At 66.1% G+C, this 21,105-nt stretch carries 20 protein-coding genes; 6 read left to right on the top strand and 14 right to left on the bottom strand.

Annotated elements, in window-relative coordinates; genetic code table 11:
* Nucleotides 1-69: 69 nt before the first annotated feature.
* Nucleotides 70-1,338, bottom strand: coding sequence for a hypothetical protein (locus ELX51_RS19930; protein ID WP_206524694.1), 1,269 nt, complete (start codon nucleotides 1,336-1,338; stop codon nucleotides 70-72).
* Nucleotides 1,339-1,425: 87 nt separating this feature from the next.
* Between ELX51_RS19930 and ELX51_RS04035 the strand changes: the two genes are divergently transcribed.
* The 5 genes from ELX51_RS04035 (at nucleotide 1,426) to ELX51_RS04055 (ending at nucleotide 7,553) form a co-directional block, all read left to right on the top strand.
* A complete protein-coding gene (locus ELX51_RS04035) occupies nucleotides 1,426-2,799 on the top strand; it encodes an O-antigen ligase family protein (RefSeq protein ID WP_164854744.1) in 1,374 nt (457 codons plus the stop codon).
* Between the two features lie 230 nt (nucleotides 2,800-3,029).
* Complete coding sequence (locus tag ELX51_RS04040) at nucleotides 3,030-4,151, top strand: glycosyltransferase family 4 protein (RefSeq protein WP_127752307.1); 1,122 nt, start codon at nucleotides 3,030-3,032, stop codon at nucleotides 4,149-4,151.
* Nucleotides 4,148-4,609, top strand: coding sequence for a glucuronosyltransferase (locus ELX51_RS04045; protein ID WP_127752308.1), 462 nt, complete (start codon nucleotides 4,148-4,150; stop codon nucleotides 4,607-4,609). Before ELX51_RS04040 ends, ELX51_RS04045 begins: the two co-directional genes overlap by 4 nt.
* Nucleotides 4,606-5,082 carry a glycosyltransferase gene (locus ELX51_RS04050; protein ID WP_127752309.1) on the top strand — a complete coding sequence of 159 codons (477 nt, stop codon included), beginning with the start codon at nucleotides 4,606-4,608 and terminating at the stop codon, nucleotides 5,080-5,082. Before ELX51_RS04045 ends, ELX51_RS04050 begins: the two co-directional genes overlap by 4 nt.
* Before the next feature lie 128 nt (nucleotides 5,083-5,210).
* A complete protein-coding gene (locus tag ELX51_RS04055) occupies nucleotides 5,211-7,553 on the top strand; it encodes an EAL domain-containing protein (RefSeq protein WP_127752310.1) in 2,343 nt (780 codons plus the stop codon).
* Here ELX51_RS04055 and treY read toward each other — a convergent pair.
* The 10 genes from treY to cobF all read right to left on the bottom strand — a co-directional run bounded on the left by treY (nucleotide 7,550) and on the right by cobF (nucleotide 17,647).
* Entirely contained in the window at nucleotides 7,550-10,069 is a 2,520-nt protein-coding gene (gene treY, locus ELX51_RS04060) for a malto-oligosyltrehalose synthase (RefSeq protein ID WP_127752311.1), read from the bottom strand. The two genes, ELX51_RS04055 and treY, sit on opposite strands and share 4 nt — an antisense overlap.
* Before the next feature lie 102 nt (nucleotides 10,070-10,171).
* Nucleotides 10,172-10,585 (bottom strand): hypothetical protein, encoded by a 414-nt coding sequence (locus ELX51_RS04065; RefSeq protein WP_127752312.1) that lies wholly within the window; start codon nucleotides 10,583-10,585, stop codon nucleotides 10,172-10,174.
* Nucleotides 10,586-10,597: 12 nt separating this feature from the next.
* The gene (locus ELX51_RS04070) at nucleotides 10,598-11,443 is read right to left on the bottom strand and encodes a TIGR02587 family membrane protein (protein ID WP_127752313.1); all 846 of its coding nucleotides are present in this window, start codon (nucleotides 11,441-11,443) and stop codon (nucleotides 10,598-10,600) included.
* A 5-nt stretch (nucleotides 11,444-11,448) separates the two neighbouring features.
* Entirely contained in the window at nucleotides 11,449-12,219 is a 771-nt protein-coding gene (cobM, locus tag ELX51_RS04075; protein WP_127752314.1) for a precorrin-4 C(11)-methyltransferase, read from the bottom strand.
* On the bottom strand, nucleotides 12,216-13,421 hold the full coding sequence (cbiE, locus tag ELX51_RS04080; RefSeq protein WP_127752315.1) for a precorrin-6y C5,15-methyltransferase (decarboxylating) subunit CbiE: 1,206 nt from the start codon (nucleotides 13,419-13,421) through the stop codon (nucleotides 12,216-12,218). The genes cobM and cbiE overlap by 4 nt, the downstream gene beginning before the upstream one ends.
* The gene (locus ELX51_RS04085; protein WP_127752316.1) at nucleotides 13,418-14,179 is read right to left on the bottom strand and encodes a precorrin-3B C(17)-methyltransferase; all 762 of its coding nucleotides are present in this window, start codon (nucleotides 14,177-14,179) and stop codon (nucleotides 13,418-13,420) included. Before ELX51_RS04085 ends, cbiE begins: the two co-directional genes overlap by 4 nt.
* The gene (locus tag ELX51_RS04090) at nucleotides 14,176-14,901 is read right to left on the bottom strand and encodes a precorrin-2 C(20)-methyltransferase (RefSeq protein ID WP_127752317.1); all 726 of its coding nucleotides are present in this window, start codon (nucleotides 14,899-14,901) and stop codon (nucleotides 14,176-14,178) included. The genes ELX51_RS04085 and ELX51_RS04090 overlap by 4 nt, the downstream gene beginning before the upstream one ends.
* A complete protein-coding gene (locus tag ELX51_RS04095) occupies nucleotides 14,898-15,530 on the bottom strand; it encodes a precorrin-8X methylmutase (protein ID WP_127752318.1) in 633 nt (210 codons plus the stop codon). The genes ELX51_RS04090 and ELX51_RS04095 overlap by 4 nt, the downstream gene beginning before the upstream one ends.
* Complete coding sequence (gene cobG, locus ELX51_RS04100; RefSeq protein WP_127752319.1) at nucleotides 15,527-16,846, bottom strand: precorrin-3B synthase; 1,320 nt, start codon at nucleotides 16,844-16,846, stop codon at nucleotides 15,527-15,529. The genes ELX51_RS04095 and cobG overlap by 4 nt, the downstream gene beginning before the upstream one ends.
* 63 nt (nucleotides 16,847-16,909) lie before the next feature.
* Nucleotides 16,910-17,647 carry a precorrin-6A synthase (deacetylating) gene (cobF, locus tag ELX51_RS04105; protein WP_127752320.1) on the bottom strand — a complete coding sequence of 246 codons (738 nt, stop codon included), beginning with the start codon at nucleotides 17,645-17,647 and terminating at the stop codon, nucleotides 16,910-16,912.
* Nucleotides 17,648-17,790: 143 nt separating this feature from the next.
* Here cobF and ELX51_RS04110 point away from each other — a divergent pair, with 143 nt between their 5' ends.
* Complete coding sequence (locus tag ELX51_RS04110; RefSeq protein ID WP_127752321.1) at nucleotides 17,791-18,141, top strand: DUF305 domain-containing protein; 351 nt, start codon at nucleotides 17,791-17,793, stop codon at nucleotides 18,139-18,141.
* Nucleotides 18,142-18,183: 42 nt separating this feature from the next.
* Here ELX51_RS04110 and ELX51_RS04115 read toward each other — a convergent pair whose 3' ends face one another.
* The 3 genes from ELX51_RS04115 to ELX51_RS04125 are packed head-to-tail and all read right to left on the bottom strand — an operon-like array spanning nucleotide 18,184 to nucleotide 21,063.
* Nucleotides 18,184-18,384 (bottom strand): heavy-metal-associated domain-containing protein, encoded by a 201-nt coding sequence (locus ELX51_RS04115; RefSeq protein ID WP_127752322.1) that lies wholly within the window; start codon nucleotides 18,382-18,384, stop codon nucleotides 18,184-18,186.
* A gap of 1 nt (nucleotide 18,385) precedes the next feature.
* A complete protein-coding gene (gene cueR / locus ELX51_RS04120) occupies nucleotides 18,386-18,793 on the bottom strand; it encodes a Cu(I)-responsive transcriptional regulator (protein ID WP_127752323.1) in 408 nt (135 codons plus the stop codon).
* On the bottom strand, nucleotides 18,790-21,063 hold the full coding sequence (locus ELX51_RS04125) for a heavy metal translocating P-type ATPase (protein WP_206524695.1): 2,274 nt from the start codon (nucleotides 21,061-21,063) through the stop codon (nucleotides 18,790-18,792). Before ELX51_RS04125 ends, cueR begins: the two co-directional genes overlap by 4 nt.
* Nucleotides 21,064-21,105 lie beyond the last annotated feature (42 nt).

Here is a 21,105-nt window from a genome sequence, read left to right on the forward strand (position 1 = left end):
AAACAGATGCGCTGGCCCTGAGCCTAGCCAGCCGCTTGCCCCCGCGGCAACAGGCTTGTGGTTTCAGACTTAACTGAGAACCTGGCGCAGCAGCCGCTGGGCCCGCATCCAGATGCCGGCAGCGAACACCGCTTCCCCCAGTGCAATGCCGACGAGACTGAAGACCAGTTGACCCTGAGCTACGACGACGGCGACCACCGCAATGGAAATGGCGCAGGAAACCAGGCTGGCCAGGGCAAGGGGGCGGAACTGCCCAGCGGCCTGCAGCAATACACTGTCGGGCATTCGGAGGCTGCGCAGCAGGGCAATGGCCAGCCATTGCAAGGCTCCCGCCCAGATGACAGGCAAGCCATACTCGGGTGGAAACAAGAGGCGAGGCTGCCAAAGAAGAATGCTCAACCCCGCGCAGAGGCAGACGACCCAGATCAGCAGCAACGCCCGCCGGAAGAAACCCAAGGCGCCGCGCACCGCCCAAGGCTTGCCGCCTTGCGCCAGGATACGCGCGAGTTGCGGTCGCTCCAGATCACTTAGAGCATTCATCGCCAAGGCCATGGGGCGGATCAGCAGGGCGCTCGCCGCGAGGGGTGCAAAGCCGCTCGACCCTGCCACGAGCGTCACGATATAGGCGTGGGCATTGGCGGTGCCCTCCGTGGTGACAACCCCGAGCAGCGACCAGCGCGAATGGGCCTGCCAGATCTGTCGATAAGCAGGCATTGCGCGAAGCGAGAGCTGGGCGAATTGGCTGCGCAGGAAATCGGGCGCCAAGGCGAGCAGGCCAATGGTGGCGCTGCCCACGAGGGCCCAACCGGCGGCAAGCAGGCTTGCTGCATCCAGCAACTGGATCAGGACTATCCCGCCGCCCAAGGTCAGCCCATAGCTAATGTCCGAAAGTACCACCCGACTTTGCTGCTGCTCATAGGCATGGGCGCGACCGAACCAGCGCAGGACGTTGATGGCACCAAAGGCGGCAAACAGAGCCGCTTCGAACGTCCCCAAGGCGAGCGACACAGCAATGACGCCCAGCGCCAGCCCAGTCGCAATCGCCAGCACCAGATTAACGGCAAACATCGAGGCCACCACTGCGGTCGTGGCGCCTCCCTGGCGCAGCAAGACTACAGGGTAGGGAGCACAAAGCAGTGCCACTGCAATCCCAAGGCTAAGCTGTGAGCACACCAGTAAAAATGCAAAGCCGCCGAACTGCGCCAGTTCAACCGCGTGAAGCAGTTGAAGGGACAAGAGGAATTGCGCCCCCGCCGAGGCGATCGAGCCCATCGCGGCCAGGCCATAGGAGCGGGCGCGGGACGGAGTGCTATTCTGGCGGGTCTGGGGTGGAAGCAAGGCACGATTCAATTTGCTGCACACTCCGCGCGATGGCACACTTCATCCCGATCAACCCGAGCGCCTTGGCCCATGTACCTACGGCCTTTGACAGTTCAAACCTTTAGCGCTGCCGCTGTGTGCCCGGCTGGCCGCACCGGTTTTTACGCGGCGTTGTGTCTTTTTACGGTGCTGCTGCTGGTCTGCATAGGGCTTCAGCCCCTCCCCCGCGGCGGGGATGCGGCGGGGGCGGAAGGCGACCCTATCCGGCAGGTCAGCTATCTCGCCCTTTTCGCGGCGACCATGGTGGTGACGCGCCGCTCAACCTGGTTCTCGATTGTGCCGTGGAGCTTTTTTCTCGTGTTCGGATGGTGCTGGCTCAGCCTGCTGTGGGCGATCGAGCCAGGCATCGCCCTGCGGCGGGTGGGCATCACCACGGTGCTTGCAGTGCTGGTCTTTGCCGCAGTGCATTGCGCAGGGGCGCGCCGCTCCTTTGCCGCCCTATGGTGGGCGCTGGTGGGGGTGCTTGCCGTCAACTACGCGGCCGTCCTGCTGAGCCCCGCCGGGGTCCACCACGCGGGCGAAACCGGCGATCTTGCCTTGGCCGGCAGTTGGCGCGGCGCGACGATGCACAAGAATTTTGCCGGTCCCGTTTGTGCACTGACGGTTCTGGTGCTGCTGTTGGATCGGCGCCCGGTAAATGTCTGCCTGCGCTGGCTACTCCTCGCGGGCGCAGCATACTTTTTGTGGCGCACGCAGTCCAAAACCGCAATGGCACTGCTGCCCGCCGCCCTCCTTGGCGGACTGGTTTACATGGCCCTGGGACGCCGGCAACGGGTCTGGATCCTGCCTGCTGCCGGCTCTATCCTGTTGTCTTCCCTTCCATTTTGGGCTGAAATTCTTGGCGCCTTCAACCGATATTTGGCGCAACCTGAGGCCCTTACCGGCCGGACCCAGGTCTGGTCGCTGCTGCTGCGCTATGCGGGTGAGCACCCGTGGCTGGGCGCTGGATTTGGGTCGTTCTGGGGGGTGGGGGCGAGGGGGCCCGTGGGGGAGTTGGTGGAGGGGTGGGTGGCCGGGATATTCTCAGGGCACAATGGGTATCTGGATGTTCTGGTGCAGCTGGGGTGGCCGGGACTGGCCCTGGCGGTGCTGGCCTTTGCCATCGCGCCGCTCTCGCGCATCCTGGGGGCCAGCGGAATTGCGAGGCGGGACGGGGGGTTAGTGGTGGGGGTGCTGGTTTTTACCCTGGGGCACAACCTGACGGAATCGAGTTTGCTGAACCGCGATCATCCCGGCTGGGTGTTGTTCCTTGTGGCGGTGGCGCTGGTGTGCCAGCTGCGATGGGAGCGCCAAACAGCCGCTTTGCCGGGTTTCCGCCATGTTGATGAACGGGTTCTGAACGGCTTCCCGGCCGGGGTTGCGGCGGGTGCGATGGCCCCGCGAGGGGCAGCCGCTACAGCATCAGTATTAATCCAGTAATTCTTATTCACAGGTTGAAATATCGTGCTAAGCTCACTCTGCGGTGCTGATGAGTTCAAGCAGGATATAAGTTGTTGGGTGTGTCCGGCAGTTCTGGTTCGAGTTATCGCAGGTTAATTGCAGGTGCCGTTGCACAAGCATCTAGATGCTGGTCGCGGCATTCGACCAATTCTACTGGAGCGTGCTTCCACGTAACTGCTGTCCGTTGTGGTGGCGCTGAAATAGGCCTGTTGCTGCTGAGCGGGCATGACACGCAGGGCGGGATCACCAGTTTCATCGGATCGTTGCGGGCAGGGCTCGAGGCCGGGGGGCAGACTTGCCGCAGCGTGGCGCTCTACCAGGCGTTCATCTCGCAGCCGGGAGCTTATGAGCAGGTGCTCGTGCGCAAGCGGCGGATGTCGCCGCTCGATTATGCCGGGGCGGTGTTCCGATTGCTGCGACTGGTGCTGCGCGAGCGCCCCGCTGCGGTGGTGACGGTGATGCCGCTGGCAGGGGTGGCGGCGGGGCTGGTAAGCCTGCTTACCGGCACGCCGGTGATCGCGACCCACCACAGCACGTATCGGGACAACGGGCGCATCGTGCGCTGGCTGGACCGGATGGTCGGGGGGCTGGGTGGATACCGGCAGATCGTCTGTGTGTCCCAGGCGGTGGCGGATAGTTTTGCTGGGCATCCCAAGGCTTATCGCGCGCCGCTGCGGGTGATCGCCAACGGCGTGGCAGAGGTGCCGCCCGCGATGGGTCGAGCGCAGTGTCTTGCCCGGTTCGGCCTGCCGGCGGATGGGTCGGTCGTGCTCATGGCGGGGAGGTTGGCGCGGCAGAAGAATGTGCTGACGGCCGTCAAGGCAGTGGCACGACTTGAGGGCGTGGATCTGGCGCTGGCGGGTGATGGCCCCCTGCGCGAGGAGGTGCGGCAGCTTGCGCAGCAGTTGGGGGTGGCCGAGCGGGTGCATCTGCTGGGGCATCTGGGTCATCACGATGTGGTCGACCTGACCTTTACCTGCGACGCCTTTGTGCAGATCAGTTTCTTTGAAGGGCAGAGCCTGGCACTACTGGATGCGGTGCGTGCCGGAACGCCGATTGTCGTCAGTGACATTGCGGTGCAACGAGAGGTGATCAAGACGCCGACTGGCGAATTGGCGGGTGTTATCTGCGACCCGCAGGACGCCGATGATGTGGCGCGCGCCATTGCCGAACTGTTGCGCGATCCCGCGCGACAGCAGCAGCTGCGGGCGCAGTTAGCGTCACGGGTGCGCAGCGAAGCGCAGATGGTGGCGGATTACCGGGAGTTGTTGCGGCCTTTACTCGGCCAAGAGGCGCAGCCGCCCGTGGCCTGGGAAGGCGCGACCAGATGAGCAAGCCCGGCTCCCGCAAAAGGCTGCTGGCCGTATCCTCGAGCGGAGGCCATTGGCAGCAATTGCTGTTGCTTGGAGAGGCGTTTGCCGATTTCGACGTGGTTTATGCCAGCACAGTGGCCGAGGGTCGGCTGGCCAATGGCGGAACCAGCCTGAGGCTGCGCGAGGTCAACCGCACCCAGCCCTGGCTCGCTTTGCCCGCCCTTTGGGAAGCGCTGCTGCTGGTGCGCGGGCTGCGGCCAGCGGTGATTGTCAGCACCGGAGCGGGGCCAGGCCTCCTGGTGCTGCTGGCGGGGCGACTGCTGGGCGTGCCCACTGTGTGGGTGGACAGTGTCGCCAATGCCGAGCGTCTGAGCATGAGCGGCTGGCTGGCGCGGCGCTTTGTGCAGCTCCATTGCAGCCAATGGGAGCACCTGGCAGACGGGGGCCGCACCAAGTTCCTGGGGCGAATGCTGTGATCCTCGTGACAGTTGGAACCCAGCTACCCTTTGACCGGCTGGTCGCGGCCGTGGACCAACTGGCGCCGAGCCTTGGCGTACCCGTGTTCGGGCAAGTCGGCCGGGGGGCGCACGTGCCCAGCAACATGGAATGGGCCCCTGTGCTTTCGTCCGACGAGTTCGCCCGCCGTTTTGCTGCCGCGAGCACGATCGTGGCGCATGCCGGGATTGGCACGGTGCTGATGGCGCAGCGCTGGCGCAAGCCGATCATCCTCGTGCCACGGCGCGCCGGGCTGGGTGAACATCGCAACGACCACCAGCTGGCAACCTGCTCCGAACTTGAAGGGCGGCCCGGCATCTATGTTGCGCGCCAAACAGCGGAACTGGCCGACTTGCTTGGCCAGCCATTGCTGCCATCGGGCAACGAGGACGACGCAGACAACCGGCAAGGCTTGATCGAGGGGCTGCGCCAGCAATTGCGCCGATGGAGTTAGCCCGCTGCACCTTTGTGGCGCAGGACCGCTCCCCCGCTTTGCCTAGCCCTAAGCCAAGCCGGGGCGGCGCCGGTTAACCTGCTATCAGCGACCCTGTGGCATGGTTGGGGACGGCTTGGAGACCCCTGATGGGCGCAGCGGTTCGATTTGGGGTCACTTTGGCCTGCCTGGTGCTGCTTTATGCGCTGGCAGCCGGCGGCGGCTTGCGCTCCATCGATGCCGGCTTGCGCGATGTAAGGCTGGCGCTCAACGCCGTGCCGGCCAGCGGCAGCACGGTGGTGGTCGATATCGACAGCGAAAGCCTGGCCGAGATCGGCGTTTGGCCCTGGCCCCGCAGCCTTTATGCCCAGGCGCTGGATCGGCTGGTCGAGGCCGGAGCCGCCGAGGTGGCCTTCGATATTGATTTCAGCAGCGCCAGCACGCCGGCCGAGGATCAGCAACTGGCCCAAGCACTCGAGCGCGCTGGTGGCTATGCCTATCTTGCGGCGTTCCAGCAGTTGAGTGGGGCAGAGGGGGAACTCGCCCTGTCCATGCCCATGGCGTCCTTGCTGGAGCAAGCAAGCCCAGTGCTGGTCAACGTATTTCTCGATTCATCGGGGCAGGCCAGGTCATTTCTGTCGCGCGTCGAAACGGACCAGGGTGAGGTACGGGCGCTGCCGGTGGAACTGGTTCCGAGTGGGCAAGCCCTGCCGCGCAGCGTCAACATCGATTTCAGCATCGATGCGCGCACCATTCCGCGCATCCCCTTTGCCGATGTGCTGGCGGGACGGGCCGATCCGACACTGCTGCAGGGCAAGCAGGTGATCATCGGCGCCAGCGCCATTGAACTGCGCGACCTGTTTTCCATTCCCCGTTTCGGCATTGTCGCGGGGCCGGTGTTGCAGGCCGTTGCCGTCGAGACACTCAAATCTGGGCGCATCATCACCGATTTGCGGCTTGGCCCCTCTGCTATTGCGCTCGTCCTGATGGCGCTGGCCCTGCTGTTTCTGCGGTCGCGGTTGCGGTTGTGGCAGATCGGGCTCCTTGCGGCCGGGCTCGGTGCCGTTTGGGAAGTGGCGGCGCTCGTGACCTACCGCACCATGGCGGTGAGCTTTGATACCGGCTTTTTCCATGGCGGCATCGTGGTGTTGCTGGTGCTGGCTGTCGTGGACGAGGCCTTTATCCAATATCGGGGTCGCATCGCCGCCCTGCGCCGGCTGAGCCATCTGGCGCGCCATGACCAGACCACCGGGGCACTGTCGCGGGCCGGGCTGATCGAGGCGGCCGCGCCCTGGGGCTTTGCGCCCAAGGCCGTGATCCTGGTGCGGGTGCAGCGCCTCAACCTGTTGCGCGCTTCGCTTGGGCACGAAGTGACCGACAGCCTGCTGCACGCCATCGGGGAGCGCCTGTCCGGCCAGGTGCCGGGGCTGGTCGGCTATGTGGCGGACGATAGTTTTGCCTGGGCCTACCGGCTGGAGCGCCCAGACATGGCGGTGATGGACGAGGCCTGCCGCAGCCTTTCAGCCCGGCTCGGCGGGATCTATGACACGATCGGTCACCGCATCCATGTCGAGGTCAGATGCGGTTATTCGGCTGGCCCGCTCAGCGTGGACGACCTGCTGAACCAGGCCGAAACGGCGCTGCTGCAAGCCGATGCGGAGCGCGCGCCATTTGTGGGCTATAGCCCGACCGACCAGCAGCGCCTCGAGGAGCGGCGCCAGCTCGATCTCGATCTGCGCCATGCCGTTGAAGACGGGCAGCTCGAAGTGGTGTTCCAGCCCCAGATTGACCTGCGCACCCGCACCATTGTAGGGGCTGAGGCGCTGCTGCGTTGGCGCCATCCGCAACTGGGGATGATTTCCCCGGCCCAGTTCATTCCCCTTGCCGAAGAAACCGGTCTCATTGTCGATCTGGGGCGTTGGATCCTCGAGGAAGCGTGCAGCCAGGCCATGGCCTGGCCCTGGGAAGGGCGGATGTCGGTCAATGTGTCGCCGGTGCAGCTGCAATTGTCAGATGTGCCGGCGATGGTAGCAGGGGCGCTGGTCCTTTCGGGCCTGCCGCCGAAACGGCTTGATATCGAGATCACGGAAAGCAGTCTTGTTGCGGGCATCGGCGGGATCATCCGCACCTTTGCCGCGCTCAAGGGTATCGGGGTCGATGTGGCGCTGGATGACTTCGGTACCGGCTATAGTTCGCTGAGCTATCTCAAGGACCTGCCTTTCGACAAACTCAAGATCGACCAGAGCTTTGTGCGCGCCATGGGCGATGGGGCGGCGGGCGACGTGATCGTTGCCAGCATTATCGGGCTGGGGCGCAGCCTGGGCAAAACCACCGTGGCGGAGGGCATCGAGGACGAAGCCGCGGCCAGCGCGCTTGCGGCAATGGGTTGCTCGATCGGGCAGGGTTATTATTTCGGCCGGCCCGTTGACGGGCCGACCATGCGCGCATTGGTGGAAACAAACCTGCCTTTGCCGCAGGCCGCCAGCGCCTAGGCGCCGATCAGCACGGCAAAGCCGTGCTTCGCCAGCGAGCCGGCGGCCCCGGCCGTGCCAGCTACGGGTTGGCCGGTCATGGCGTCGCGGTATTGACCGGGCGGCAGGGCTACCCCTGCTGCAGCCTGGCCGCCATGGCCGGGAGACAGATCGGCAATCACGACAAGGCGCTCGCTCCCATGGCTGCGGGCAAAGCCGAGCACCTGCTCGCTGCCCGTGGCGAGGGGCTCATAGTTGCCCCGGAGCATGAGCTCGGGATGGGCCTTGCGCAACTGCAGCAGCGCCCTTGTCAGCACGATCTTGTCGTCGCCCGCGGCGCCCGGGCCAGCGGCAACCCGCGTCAGCCGCTCGCGCAATCCCGCAAAGTTGAGATCGCGCCGGTTGTCGGGGTCCACAAAGCTTTGCTCCCAATCTTCAGCGCCGCGATAGATATCGGGCACGCCGGGGACGGAAAGCTTGAGCGCCGCCTGGATGAGGCTTTTGCGCCGGCCGATATCGGCGAGCTGCTGCTGCAACTGCCGGAAGCTCGCAAGGAACGCCTCGTTGCGCAGCGCTGCCGCGACAAAGTCCTGAATGGCTTGCTCATAGGCTGGGTTGTTGACGCTCCAATCGCTGTGGAGCCGCGCTTCGCGCACCGATTTGAGCATGGCGGCCCGCAGGCGCTCGGTGAGGGTAGCCAGCGAGGGGGACTCGCTGCTATCGGTGGGGGGCCACCCGCCCAGCAGCAGTTGCAGGAAGAGGTAGATGTCGTTGTTGTCGAGGGCCAGCTCGGTGCTGTTTGCGAGCTGGTCGCGCCAGCCGAACACGGCCGCATCCCAGATGTCGGGCCGGTCGGCAATGGCGCCGATATTGGCGCGGGTGTCCTCGCCACGCTTGGTGTCGTGGGTCGAGGTAGTCAGCATGGTGGCGGGGTGATGCAGGAGGCGGCGCCGGTTGGCGTCGTGGAAGGCATCGATCCCCACCGAAAAGTTCTGCGGATGGGCGCCCACTTCGTTGAGCGAGACCAGCCGGTTGAAGCGATAAAGCGCCGTGTCCTCGAGGCCCTTGGCTATCACCGGGCCGGTATATTGCTGGAACTTGCCGAGCGCGCCCAGGGTCTCGGAGGGATCATACTGGTGCGGCAGCCCGGCGGTGAGGAACTGGCCGAGAAAGTCAAAAAGCGAGGGGGCGAAAAAGGGTTGCGAGCGGCGCGCCTTGGCGACGGCATAGTTGATCTCGCGGATATCGCGCTCGTCGGCCTCGGGGCCATCGATATAGGTGCGGTAAACCTGCAGCCAAGCGATGATCTCGCGCAGGCCCTTGCGGATGGCGTTCTGCGTCAGGTCCCGGGTTTGCGGCACGGACTGGGCGACAAGAAAGACGCGGTGCGCGAGGCTGAAGAGCTCGGCGGCGAGCTCATTGTCCATGACGCGCAGCTTGCACTGATAGGCTTCGGTGACGGGGTCGACGACATCGCCCACGAAGCGCTCGTAGGTGGCGGAAAGCGGCGTTTCGGCGGCGGGATTGGTGAGGACGCGGGTAAGGAGGGCACCGAACTCGTAGCCCGTCGTGCCCTCGACCGGCCAGTCGGCGCGCAGATCCTCGTGCGGGGCGAGGATCTTTTCGATCAGCAGATAGATCGGGCGCGGGGATGCGGCTCGCAGATCCTCGAGATAGCCCTTGGGATCAAGCAGGCCATCGACATGGTCGATCCGCAAGCCATCGACGAGCCCTTCCTCAATGAGGCCAAAGATCAGGGCGTGGGCGTGGTCGAACACGTCGGGCCGGTCGATGCGGATGGCGCCGAGGTCGGAATTGATGAAAAAGCGGCGATAGTTGATGTCGTCGGCGGCGGCGAGATAATGGACGAGCCGCCAGTGCTGGGTGGCAATGAGGCTATCGAGGGCGGCCCAGCTGCCGAAATGACCCGGCTCGCCATTGAGGGCGGCGACAGCGGCTTCGGGCTCGCCGTAATGGGCGAGGAGCTGCGCTTCGTCCTCGGGGCGGAGGGGGAGCTTGTGGGTGCCGTGGGCCCAGACGGCAAGGCCATCACTGTCAGCCTTGAGCACGATCTCGCCCGCTTCAAGCGCCTGGGCGTAGGACGTGCCGAGGAACGGGATCATCAGCTTGCCCTCGAGCGCCGGATTGGCGGGGGCCCAGTTGATGTCGAACCAGTCGGCATATTGGCTGCCGGGGCCGTGGCGCAAAACGTCGAGCCAGAGCGGATTGTCGGCGCCACCCACGCCCATATGGTTGGGCACGAAATCGAGGAGGATGCCGAGGCCGGCGGCGCGCATGGTTTGGGCGAGATCGCGGAACTCCTCGATCGTGCCGATCTCGGGATTGATCAGCGTGTGATCGACCGTGTCATAGCCATGGGTGCTGCCCGGCTGCGCCTTGAGGATAGGGGAGAGATAGGCGTGGCTGACGCCCAGATCGGCGAGATAGGGCACGAGAGCCTTGGCGTGGGCGAAGGTGAAGCCCTTGTTCAACTGCAGCCGATAGGTGGAAAGAGGAGTGGTGGAACTATCGCTCATGGGGCTCAACTGCTGGCGGCGCGGAGGGCGCGCGTCGGTGAAGGGGCCGCGGGGCCGGGAAAATGCCCCGGACAACGGTCCGTGCCAGCCTTTGTTCCCGGCTCAAGGATCGCGATAACCTAGCACTCTGAGCGCGAGGGTCTCGGGGGTGACGGGGCGATCAAACACCAGCGCCACGGGGCTTTGCGACTGGGCGGGGGCGTAATCAAGGGTCACGCTGCCGCTCACGGCGTCTTGCCCCGAACCCACAGTGCCTTCGATGCCCACTTCCGCAGCGGTGGCGTGGCCGAGATTGAGCACGGTGACATCAGCGACAAAGCCATCGGACGTTTGCCGAACGGCATCGAGCCGCAGCGTCAGCTCGGGATGGCTGCCGGTCTTGGTCAGGGCTTCCACCAGCAGAAAGCTGGCCAGCCCCAGAATAACGAGGGCCGACAGGGCGGCCAGGATCCACTCGATCAAACCCGCTTTACGGGCGGCGGGGGATGGGGGCGGGTTGCTGGCTTGGTCGGACATGGCAGGGCCCCCTTACAATATCAGCCGCGCGGCGGCGGCGCCGATGGCGGCAGGAAAGCCCAGCACCACCAGAACCCCCAGTGCGGTGCTGAAGGATAGGCCATCGAAACGGCCAAAGGTCCAGAGCACATAGCAGGAGATGGCGAGCGCGATGGCATAGCCCACGGTGGTGAAGCGCAAAAAGGCGCTCCACCAGGGCGTGTCGGGGGTGGCTTCGCTGCCCTTGAACTCGGATGCAAAAACAAAGCCGTGCATGAGCAGCAGCGACAGGGCGATCAGCGCCAGCGACTGCCAATCAGTCATGCGAAAGGCGATGAGGATCATTTCCTCGGTGGGGGCGACATTGAGCCCGAGATAGAGCGAGCCGGCGGCCATGATTCCCAGTTCGCTGCCATAGGATTGCTCGCGCTCTTCTTCCTCCTCTTCATCGCTTTGCCCGAACTGGCTGCGGCCAAGAAGGGCGCCAAGGGCGGCGGGAATGGCATGGATCACGATCTTGCCCACAAGTTCTGGCGCGCGCATGCCGGGCCCGATGACGCCGAGAACGAAAAGCAGGATCGTGCTGCTGAGGAGAGCAATACCATAGGCGATGGCGACATCGCGCAGATCGTCCTTCCAGCCCCAGGTCGCCTCAAAGCCCGAATAATGGGACAGGAACATCAGCATGGGCAGGCTGGAGGCCAGCAGGAGCAGCAAGCGCCAGCGCTCCATGGCAAAGCCGAGCTCCCACATTTCCATGGTCATCAGCATGGGGAGGGAAAAAACGAGGGCGCCGCCAAAGGCGCGGCCCAGGCCGGTGACGAGATCGCGAAGCTCGTGGCCGCCCGCATCCGCCTCGTTGGCCGCTGCTGTGCTCATTCTGCTTACCCCGCGTCAGGAAGGCCGCCCCGGAAGCGGCGCTGGTAGTCGGCATCATAAAGGGCGCTGTCGCGGAAATCGTTGCTGGCAAGGGAGGGGCCGACAAAGATGATGGCAGTGCGCTCGATGGGTTCCTCGGCCACTTGCGCAGCGATCGTGCCCAGCGTGCCGCGCAGAATGCGTTCACCCGGCCAGGAGGCATGCACGACAATGGCGACGGGGCAGTCGGGCCCGTAAAGCGGGGTGAGTTCAGCGACCACCCGCTCGAGCGCATGGATGGCAAGGTGAATGGCCAACGTCGCGCGCGTGGCGCCAAAGGCGGCGAGGGTTTCGCCCGCGGGCATCGGGGAGGCGCGGCCCGAAACGCGGGTCAGCACCAGGCTTTGCGCCTGGGCCGGAATGGTCAGCTCACGCCCAAGGCTCGCGGCTGCCGCGGCAAAGGCGGGGACGCCGGGCGTGAGCGTATAGGGAATGGCGTGGCGATCGAGCCGGCGCAACTGCTCGGCCACGGCACTCCAGATGGAGAGGTCCCCCGAATGGAGCCGCGCCACATCGAGGCCCGCCGCATGGGCGGCGACATATTCGGCCTCGATCTCATCGAGGGAAAGGGCGGCGGTATCGACGAGGCGGGTACCGGGGGCGCAGTAATCGAGCATCTCGCGCGGCACGATGGAGCCGGCATAAAGGCAGACCGGGCAGCCGGCGAGGAGGTCGCGGCCGCGCACGGTGATGAGATCAGCAGCGCCGGGTCCGGCGCCAATGAAATGGACGGTCATGGCTTGCTCCAGCACCATTGCAGCAACGGCATGGCCGGGCGCCAGCCCGTCATGGTGCCGATGGGAGAAGCGCGGCTGAGCTCGATGCGGGTGAGGCTGCCGCCATGGGCGGCGTGGTGGGCGAGCAGCACGGCTTCCATTTCGAGGGTGACGGCATTGGCGACGAGCCGGCCACCGGGGTGAAGGCTTTGCTGGGCGGCTTCCATAACGCCGGGCTCGCTGCCACCACCACCGATGAAGATGGCGTGCGGGGGCTCAAGACCCTCGAGCGCCGCGGGCGCGGTGCCTTCAACGAGTTGCAAGCTGGGGACGCCGAACAGGGCGGCGTTGTGCTTGATGCGGGTGCAGCGCTCGGGATGGCTTTCAATGGCAATGGCGCGGAGGCTCTGATGAGCCAGCATCCATTCGATAGCAATCGAGCCTGAACCCGCGCCGATATCCCAAAGCAATTCGCCCTGCCGCGGGGCGAGAGCGGCAAGGGTGAGGGCGCGCACTTCGCGCTTGGTGATCTGTCCGTCATGCTCGAACAGCGCATCGTCGCGTCCGGGCACCAGCGGCAGGATGCGGGCTTCGGACAGGGCAACGACAGAGATGGCCACAACATTGAGCGGATTGATGTCGGCGAGGGTAAAGGCACTGGCGGGCTGGGAGCGGACGCGCTCCTCGGGGCCGCCCAAGGCTTCAAGCACGGTTACGATGGAAAGGCCAAAGCCGCTGTCATGCAGCAGCTGGGCGAGCTGGGCCGGCGAATCGCCATCGGAAGTCAGCGCGAGGATACGCGCGCCGGGCTGCAGATGGGGGCGCAACAGATCCTGCGACCGCCCATGCAGCGACAGGGTGGTGATCTCACCGAGCGGCCAGCCAAGGCGAGCCGCGGCAAGGCTGAAGGCGGAAGGATGGGGCAGGACCCGCATCTGGGCGGGATCGATGCGGCGGGCGAGGGTGGCGCCGACGCCGAACTGGAACGGATCGCCGGACGCCAGCACGCAGACGGATTTGCCGCGAGCGGCGACCACGGCATCGACGGACAGCGAAAAGGGGCTGAGCCAGGGTTGCTGTTCGCCAGCGATCAAGGGGGCGGCAAGGCGCAGATGGCGTTCGCCGCCAAACACCAGTTCGGCCTGGCTGATGGCGGATTTCGCCGCATCGCCAAGGCCCGCGATGCCGTCTTCGCCGATGCCGACAATGGTCAGCCAGCTCATCGTGGTCCCCCGGCGGAACGGGGCGAATAAACGATCGGCGTGCGGCCGGGCCGTTCGATAACGCGGGTTTCGGGCGAGCCGATGATGACGCAAGTGGCCATATCGGCGGTGCTGGCATCGGCATCGGCGAGGGTGACGAGGCGCAACATCTCGTCAGGGCGGCCAGCGGCGCGACCAAAGATCACCGGGGTGCTCCAGGGCAGAACTTCGCGCAGGATGGCAAAGGCGGTGCCGAGCTGCCAGGGGCGGGCGCGGCTAATGGGATTGTAAAGCGCGATCACGAGCCCGGCGCCGGCAACGGCACGCAGGCGCTGCTCGATCAGCGTCCAGGGCTTGAGATTGTCGGACAGGGAAATGGCGCAGAAATCATGGCCGAGCGGGGCGCCCATGCGGGCGGCAACGGCGAGCATGGCAGTGACACCGGGCACGACTTCGAGCTCGAGATGGCGCCAGGGCTCGGGGCCATCCTCGATGGCTTCGCAGACGGCGGCGGCCATGGCGAAAACGCCGGGATCGCCACCCGACACGACGCAGACCTTTTCTCCCGCGGCGGCGGCCTGAAGGGCGGCACGACTGCGGTCGAGCTCTTCGCGGTTGTCGGAGGCGACGCGCTGCTGGTCGGGGCGCAGGGAGAGGCGATCAAGATAAGGGCCATAGCCAAAGAACAGCCGGGCTTCGGCCACGGCCTTGAGCGCTTCGGGGGTGATCTGGTCGGGATTGCCGGGCCCGAGGCCGACGACGCTGATTTTGCCGGTCATGGCCGCTCGCTCCAGCCGGGGACCAGCACCAGGGCAAAATAGGGGGCGGTGTCGTCCGGCTTGTCGCACAGGCGCATGGACTGGCCATTGCTCATCGTGCCGCGCTCAACATAAACCGCGGTTTCGAGCTTGCCCGCCGCAGCAATGGCGCGGCGGATCTTGGGCAGGTTGCGCCCAACCTTCATGATGACGGCACCTTGCGTGTCACCGAGGCGCCGTTGCAGTTCGGCTTCCTCGAGCGTGCCGGGCAGAACGGCCAGCACATCATCGCCCTGCACCAGCGGCAGGCCGGCCATCGACCAGCAGCCCGACATCGCGGTGATGCCGGGCACGACCTCGGTGGGGTAGCGATGGGCGAGGCGCACATGCAGATGCATATAGGAGCCGTAAAACAGCGGATCGCCTTCGCTTAGCACCGCAACCTTGCGCCCGGCATCGAGATGGGCGGCGATGCGCTCGGCCGCCTCGGCATAGAACTGCGCGGTGGCGCTGCGATAATCGGCGTGGTGCCGGTCGATCTCGGTGGTGACAGGATAAAGCAGGGCTTCCTCGTGCTGGGTGGGCGCAAGGAGATCGGCCACGATGGTGCGCGCATTGCTGCGATTGCCCGACTTGGCGAAATAGGCGACCACATCGGCGCCCTGGATGGCGCGCACGGCCTTGAGGGTCAGGAGCTCAGGATCGCCGGGGCCGGTGCCGACGCCGTAAAGGGTGCCGGTCATAGACCGGGCCTTGCCAGCGCATTGAGCGCCGCGGCGGTGATGGCGCTGCCGCCGAGACGGCCGCGCACGATGGCATAGGGCACGCCATAGGAGTGTTCGGCGAGCGCGGCCTTGGATTCGGCGGCGCCCACAAAGCCGACGGGCATGCCCAGGATCGCGGCGGGGCGGGGGGCGCCGTCGCGCAGCATTTCGAGGAGGTGGAACAGCGCCGTCGGGGCATTGCCGATGGCGACCACGGCGCCGGCCAGGCGCTCGCCCCAAAGATGGAGCGCGGCGGCCGAGCGGGTGTTGCCGATCTCTTCTGCAATGACAGGAGTCTGCGGGTCGCGCAGGGTGCAGAGCACAGGATTGTTGGCGGGCAGGCGAGCGGCAGTGACGCCGCGCACCACCATTTCGGCATCGCAGAGAATGGGGGCGCCGGCCTCAAGCGCGCCGCGGGCGGCCTCGACAAAACCGGGGCCGAATTCGAACTGCTCGGCGGCTTCCACCATGCCGGCGGCATGGATCATGCGCACGGCGAGTTCCGCCTCATCGGGGGTGAAGCGGCGCAGATCCGCTTCGGCGCGGATGATGGCGAAGGACTGCCGGTAAATGGCGTCCCCCGCTTTGATGTAGTCGTATTCGATCATGGCAGGTGGGGTCCAAGAGCGGCGGCGATGCGCACCGGGCCAAGCGCGGCCAGAACCGCGGCGCTGGTTTGGCCAGGCGCGCGATGCGCATGGAGAAGGCCGGCAAGGCGGGCAAAACCCGCGCGGGCATCGGCATGGGGGACGAGGAGCAGGGGTGCGTCGCTAGCGCGGCCCGATAGCACCACCGCCGAGCCGCCGGGCTGGGCCACGAGGGTCAAATCGGCCGGCCGCGGATGGGCGCAACCCTTGGGGCAGCCCGAGACATGGAGAGTCGCGGTGCCATCAAAGAGGGTCGGGAACGCGTCGAGCAGCTGTGATGCCAAGGTGCGGCTGGCGGCAAGGCCCGAGGCGCAGCCTTCATTGCCGATGCAGGCATGGGCATAAAGGCGCGGATCGGCGGGATTGGTGAGGAGGCCCAGCGCTGCGGCGGCGCGCCCGAAGGCGGCGAGCGCGGCGGGGGCACCCAGGGCGAGGAGGGCGTGGCCGGGGGAAAGGCGCAGCTCGGTGATGCCGGCAGATGTGGCGTCCTGCGCGAGGGCGGCGAGCACGGGGGCGGCGATGCTGCCAAAGGGCAGGGCGACGGGGAAAGCCGCGCCATCGCGCAGGGGAATGAGGCCGGCGGGCGGCGGGGGCGCGGGAAGGGTGGCGGGTGGGGACAGCCGGGTGGCGAGTTCGGCCTGGATCGCGGCGGGATCGAGATCGCGGGCGCGGGCGGCGGGGCCGAGCTCGGCAAGGCGGTGCAGGATCAGGCTGGCGGCAGGGAGCACGGCGGGGGTCGGGAGGGTGCCAAGCGCGGTTTTGCCCAGCGTGATGAGCCAGCGCTCGGCATCGAGGGCGGTGAAGCGCAGATCGGCGCCGAGGGGCGTGAGAGGGATGGCGCCACCGGCATCCACGACGACAGTGACCTTGGGGCCGAGGCGACGGGCGAGCGGGGCGGCCGCGACGCGGATGGCGGTTGCGAGGGGGCGCGGATCGGCCCGTTCGAGCGGATCGAGCCCGGCCAGAGGCGGGGTTTCCACCACGAGGCCGGCTTCGATGGGCAGGAACGCTTCAATGGCCTCGGCAAAGGGGGGGGCGGACTGCTCGGAGAGGCCCCGCGCCTGCAGATTGCCGCGGGCGGTGATCTCGAGCTGGCCATTGCCGTGCCGGGCGGCGAGTTCGGCGATGCGGACCAGCTGAGCGGGACTGACACGCCGCTCGGGCAGGCGCAGGCGCGCGAGGAGCCCGTCGCCGGTCGCCATCGGCTCGCGCAGGCTCGGGCAGGCACCGCGGCGCGCGGGCGCTTGGGGGTCAGTGATGGGCAGCAGCTGGAGCAAGTTCGGGCTTCGTGTTGCGTGAAGCCCTGTCCTTATACGATCCCTCGGGCGGCACAAAGCGCTCTATGGTTCGCGTTGTCGCAGCAGGTAGATGTCCATGATCCAGCCATGGCGCGCGCGGGCGGCCCGGCGCGTCTCGAGGATGGTGTCGCGGACATCGCCGAGGCGGCCGGCAATGGTGAGCTGGTCGGGGGTGCCGAGATAGGCGCCCCAGAAGATCTCGAGCTCCGGATCGGCATGGATAAAGGCGGTTTGCCCGTCGAGCATGACGACGCTGTCGCCCCCAAGGCCCGATTCGACCAGGCGGCGGCCGGTGGTGATCTGGACGGGCTCGCCGATGCGGTTGAGGGCAATGGCATGGGCCGAGGTGAGGGCCTGGATGGAGGTGATGCCCGGGATCACCTCGACCTTGAAGCTTTGGGGCTGGGGGAGCTGGGCGATGATGCGCAGGGTGCTGTCGTAGAGCCCCGGATCGCCCCAGACGAGAAAGGCGCAGGAGCCGCCATCGGGCACATGGGTGGCGATGAGCTCGGCGAAGATGCCGGCGAGCGTGGCGTGCCATTCGCTGACGGTCTGGTTGTAATCGGCGCCGCTGCGGCGGGTGGGGACGCGGTAGGGAACGAGATTGGGGGCGTCGAGATAGCGCTCGCAGATGTCGCGTCTGACCTGGGCGAGCTCGGCCTTGTCCTGGCCCTTGTCGGGGATGAAGAGGGTACCGGCGCGCTGAAGGGCATTGATGGCCTGCACGGTCAGGTGCTCGGGATTGCCGGTGCCTATGCCCACAAGGATGATGGTTTTCACGCGCGTTCTCCTGGCTGTGGGGGAGATGGCATGAAGGGCCGGGGCGAACAAGCCACACGATGGCGCGGCTGGGGAACGGGGCTTGACCTTCCCATGTTGGAACGCCGCATAGCTCGTGCCCCGACCAATCAGGAGGTTTGAAAATGAAGTGTCTGGCTCTTTCCCTGTGCGTGGCTGCCGCCTTGAGCCTGCCGGTAGCGGCGCAGGATCATGCCGGCCATGGCATGGCCGGCGGCGATAGCCCGGCAACCGAAGCCTTCAAGGCGGCCAATATGCGCATGCACGAAGCCATGGACCTCGACTATAGCGGCGATGCCGATGTGGATTTCGTGCGCGGCATGATCCCACATCACCAAAGCGCGGTGGAGATGGCGCAGATCGTGCTCGAGCATGGCAGCGATCCCGAGATCAAGGCGCTGGCCGAAAAGATCATCGCCGACCAGGAAGGCGAGATCGCCCAGATGCAGGAATGGCTGGCCAAACACGGCCACTAAGGAAAGAGGGCCACGCTCGGAAAGGAGCGTGGCCCTTCGGGTTTATGCCGGCTCGGGGGTGTAGCCGGCTTCGCGGATGGCCGCTTCCGCCTTGGCGCGGTCGCCGGTGAAGCTGACGCGGTGGGTGTCGAGATCAACGGCGATCTCGGCGCCGGGGAGCGCTTCCTCGAGCGCCTTGCGCACGGTGCCCACGCAATGGGCGCAGCTCATATCCTCGACGCGCAGAGTGGTTGTTTGGCTCATTTCAATGTCCTTTCACGGGTTGCGGCCCGGCCAGATCATCGAGGATCGGGCAATTGGGCCGGTCGTCGCCGCCGCAGCAGTGAACGAGATGCTTGAGCGTCCCGACCATGCCCTGCAGTTCGGCAATCTTGGTTTCGAGGTCGGCGATATGGGCCGAGGCGACCGCCTTGACCTCGGCACTGGCGCGGCTCTTGTCCTGCCAGAGGCTGAGGAGGCGGCTGGTTTCCTCGACGGAAAAGCCCAGGGTGCGGGCCCGCTTGATGAAGCGCAGCACATGCACCTGATCGGGGTCATAAACGCGGTAATTGCTGTCAGTGCGCCCGGGCGGCTCGATGAGGCCGATGGACTCGTAGTAGCGGATCATCTTGGCCGAAACGCCTGAGGCCTGGGCGGCTTCCCCGATATTCATGGGTTCACTCCTTGCAGGGTTACGGGGCGCACGGTGCGCAGCCGCTGGGCGTTGCCGACCACGAACACGCTCGAGAGGGCCATGGCACCCGCCCCGATCATGGGGGACAGGAGAATGCCGACGCTGGGATAGAGCACGCCTGCGGCCACCGGGATCAGGATGACGTTGTAGGCGAAGGCCCAGAAGAGGTTCTCGGCAATATTGCGCATGGTGGCGCGGCTGATGGTGAGGGCATTGAGCACCCCCTTGAGGTCACCGCCCAGGAGAACGACATCGGCGCTTTCGATGGCGACATCGGTGCCCGTGCCCACGGCAATGCCGATATCGGCGGCGGCCAGCGCGGGCGCATCATTGATGCCATCGCCGACAAAGGCGATCTTGCCTCCGCCGCGGCGTAGCGAATTGATGGCCTCGACCTTGCCGGCCGGCAGGATTTCGGCGCGCACTTCATCGATCCCGAGCTGGTCGGCAATGGCTTGGGCCGTGCGCTGGTTGTCGCCCGAGATCATGGCGGTGCGAATGCCTAAGCGGTGCAGTTCGGCAATCACCGCCTTGCTGGTCGGGCGGGCCCGGTCGGCAACGGCAGCCACGGCGGCAAGCTTGCCATCGATGCCCACCAGAATGGGCGTCTTGCCCTGGCCGGCGAGGGTGGTGAGCTGATCGGCAAATGCGGCCTTGTCGATGCCGGGCAGCTGGCCGGCATTGCCTACCAGCACCTGGCGCCCGCCAACGACGCCGCTGATGCCGTGGCCGGCCGAGGAGGCGAACTGCTCGGCCTCGGCAATGGGCAGGCCGCGCTCGGTGGCGGCGGCAACGATGGCGGTGGCGATGGGGTGTTCGGAGTAATGTTCCACCGCTGCCATCAGGGCCAGCACTTCGGGCTCGGCAAAGCCCTCGGCAACAACGAGATCGGTCAGCACGGGACGCCCTTCGGTCAGGGTGCCGGTCTTGTCGAAGGCGATCATGTCGACGTCGCGCAGGCTTTGCAGGGCTTCGCTGCGGCGGAAAAGGACGCCCAGCTCTGCGGCGCGGCCGGTGCCCACCATGATCGAGGTGGGGGTGGCCAGACCCATGGCGCAGGGGCAGGCGATGATGAGGACGGCCACCGCATTAACCAGCCCAAAGAGATAGCTCGGCTCAGGCCCCCAGATCAGCCAGACCACAAACGTGGCGAGCGCTGCCGCCATCACCGCCGGCACGAACCAGAAGGTGATGCGGTCGACCAGCGCCTGGATGGGGAGCTTGCCGCCCTGGGCATCCTCGACCATGCGGATGATCTGGGCCAGCATGGTATCGGCGCCCACCTTGGTGGCGCGGAAAGTGAAGCTGCCTTCGCCATTGACGGTGCCGCCGACCACACTGGCGCCTTCGGCCTTGCTCACCGGGATGGGCTCGCCCGAGATCATGGATTCATCGACATGGCTTTGCCCGCCGACGATCTCGCCATCAACCGCGATCTTTTCACCGGGCCGCACCAGAAGGATATCGCCGACGACCACCTGGTCGATGGGCACTTGCACAAAGCTGCCATTGCGCTGCACCTGGGCGGTCTTGGCCTGTTGCTGCACCAGCCGGGCAATGGCGGCGCCAGTGCGGCCCTTGGCCAGTGCTTCAAGGAGCCGGCCAAGCAGGATCAGCGTCACGATCACGGCCGCCGCTTCGAAATACACATAGCGGCTGGTGACCGGCACGAGGCCGGGCGCGAAGGTAACGAGCGTGGAATAAAGATAGGCCGCGCCCGCGCCCAGGGCGACGAGCGAGTTCATCTCGGGGGCGCCGCGCAAAAGCGCCGGAATGCCATGCGCAAAAAAGCGGCGTCCGGGGAAGAAGAGCACAATGGTCGTGATGACAAAATAGGCGATGTAGAGCCACTGAGTGGGCACCAGATGCATCACCGCCATGTGCATGCCGGGGATCAGGTGGCTGCCCATTTCGAGCACGAACATCGGCGCGGTCAGGACCGCGGCAAGGATCACGTCGCGCCGGAGCACGGCGGCGTCCTCGTCATGGTGGTGGCCGGCATGGCTGCTGCGCTGTTCGGGCGCGGGCTGGCCGGAATAGCCGGCCTTGGTTATGGCGGCGAGAACGGGCTCGAGTTGCGCATCGGGAGTGAGCTCGACAGTGGCGCGCTCGGTGGCGAGATTGACGGAAGCTGCCTTGACGCCGGGGGTCTTAAGCAGGGCGCGTTCCACCCGCGCCACGCAGGAAGCGCAGGTCATGCCTTCAATATCGATGGAAACGGGTCGGGTTTGGAGTGCCTGGTCGGTCATGATTTTCTCACCTCGTCCCACCCCATGTAGGGCTTCCCATCG

This window comes from Devosia sp. 1566 (assembly GCF_004005995.1).
GTDB lineage: Bacteria > Pseudomonadota > Alphaproteobacteria > Rhizobiales > Devosiaceae > Devosia.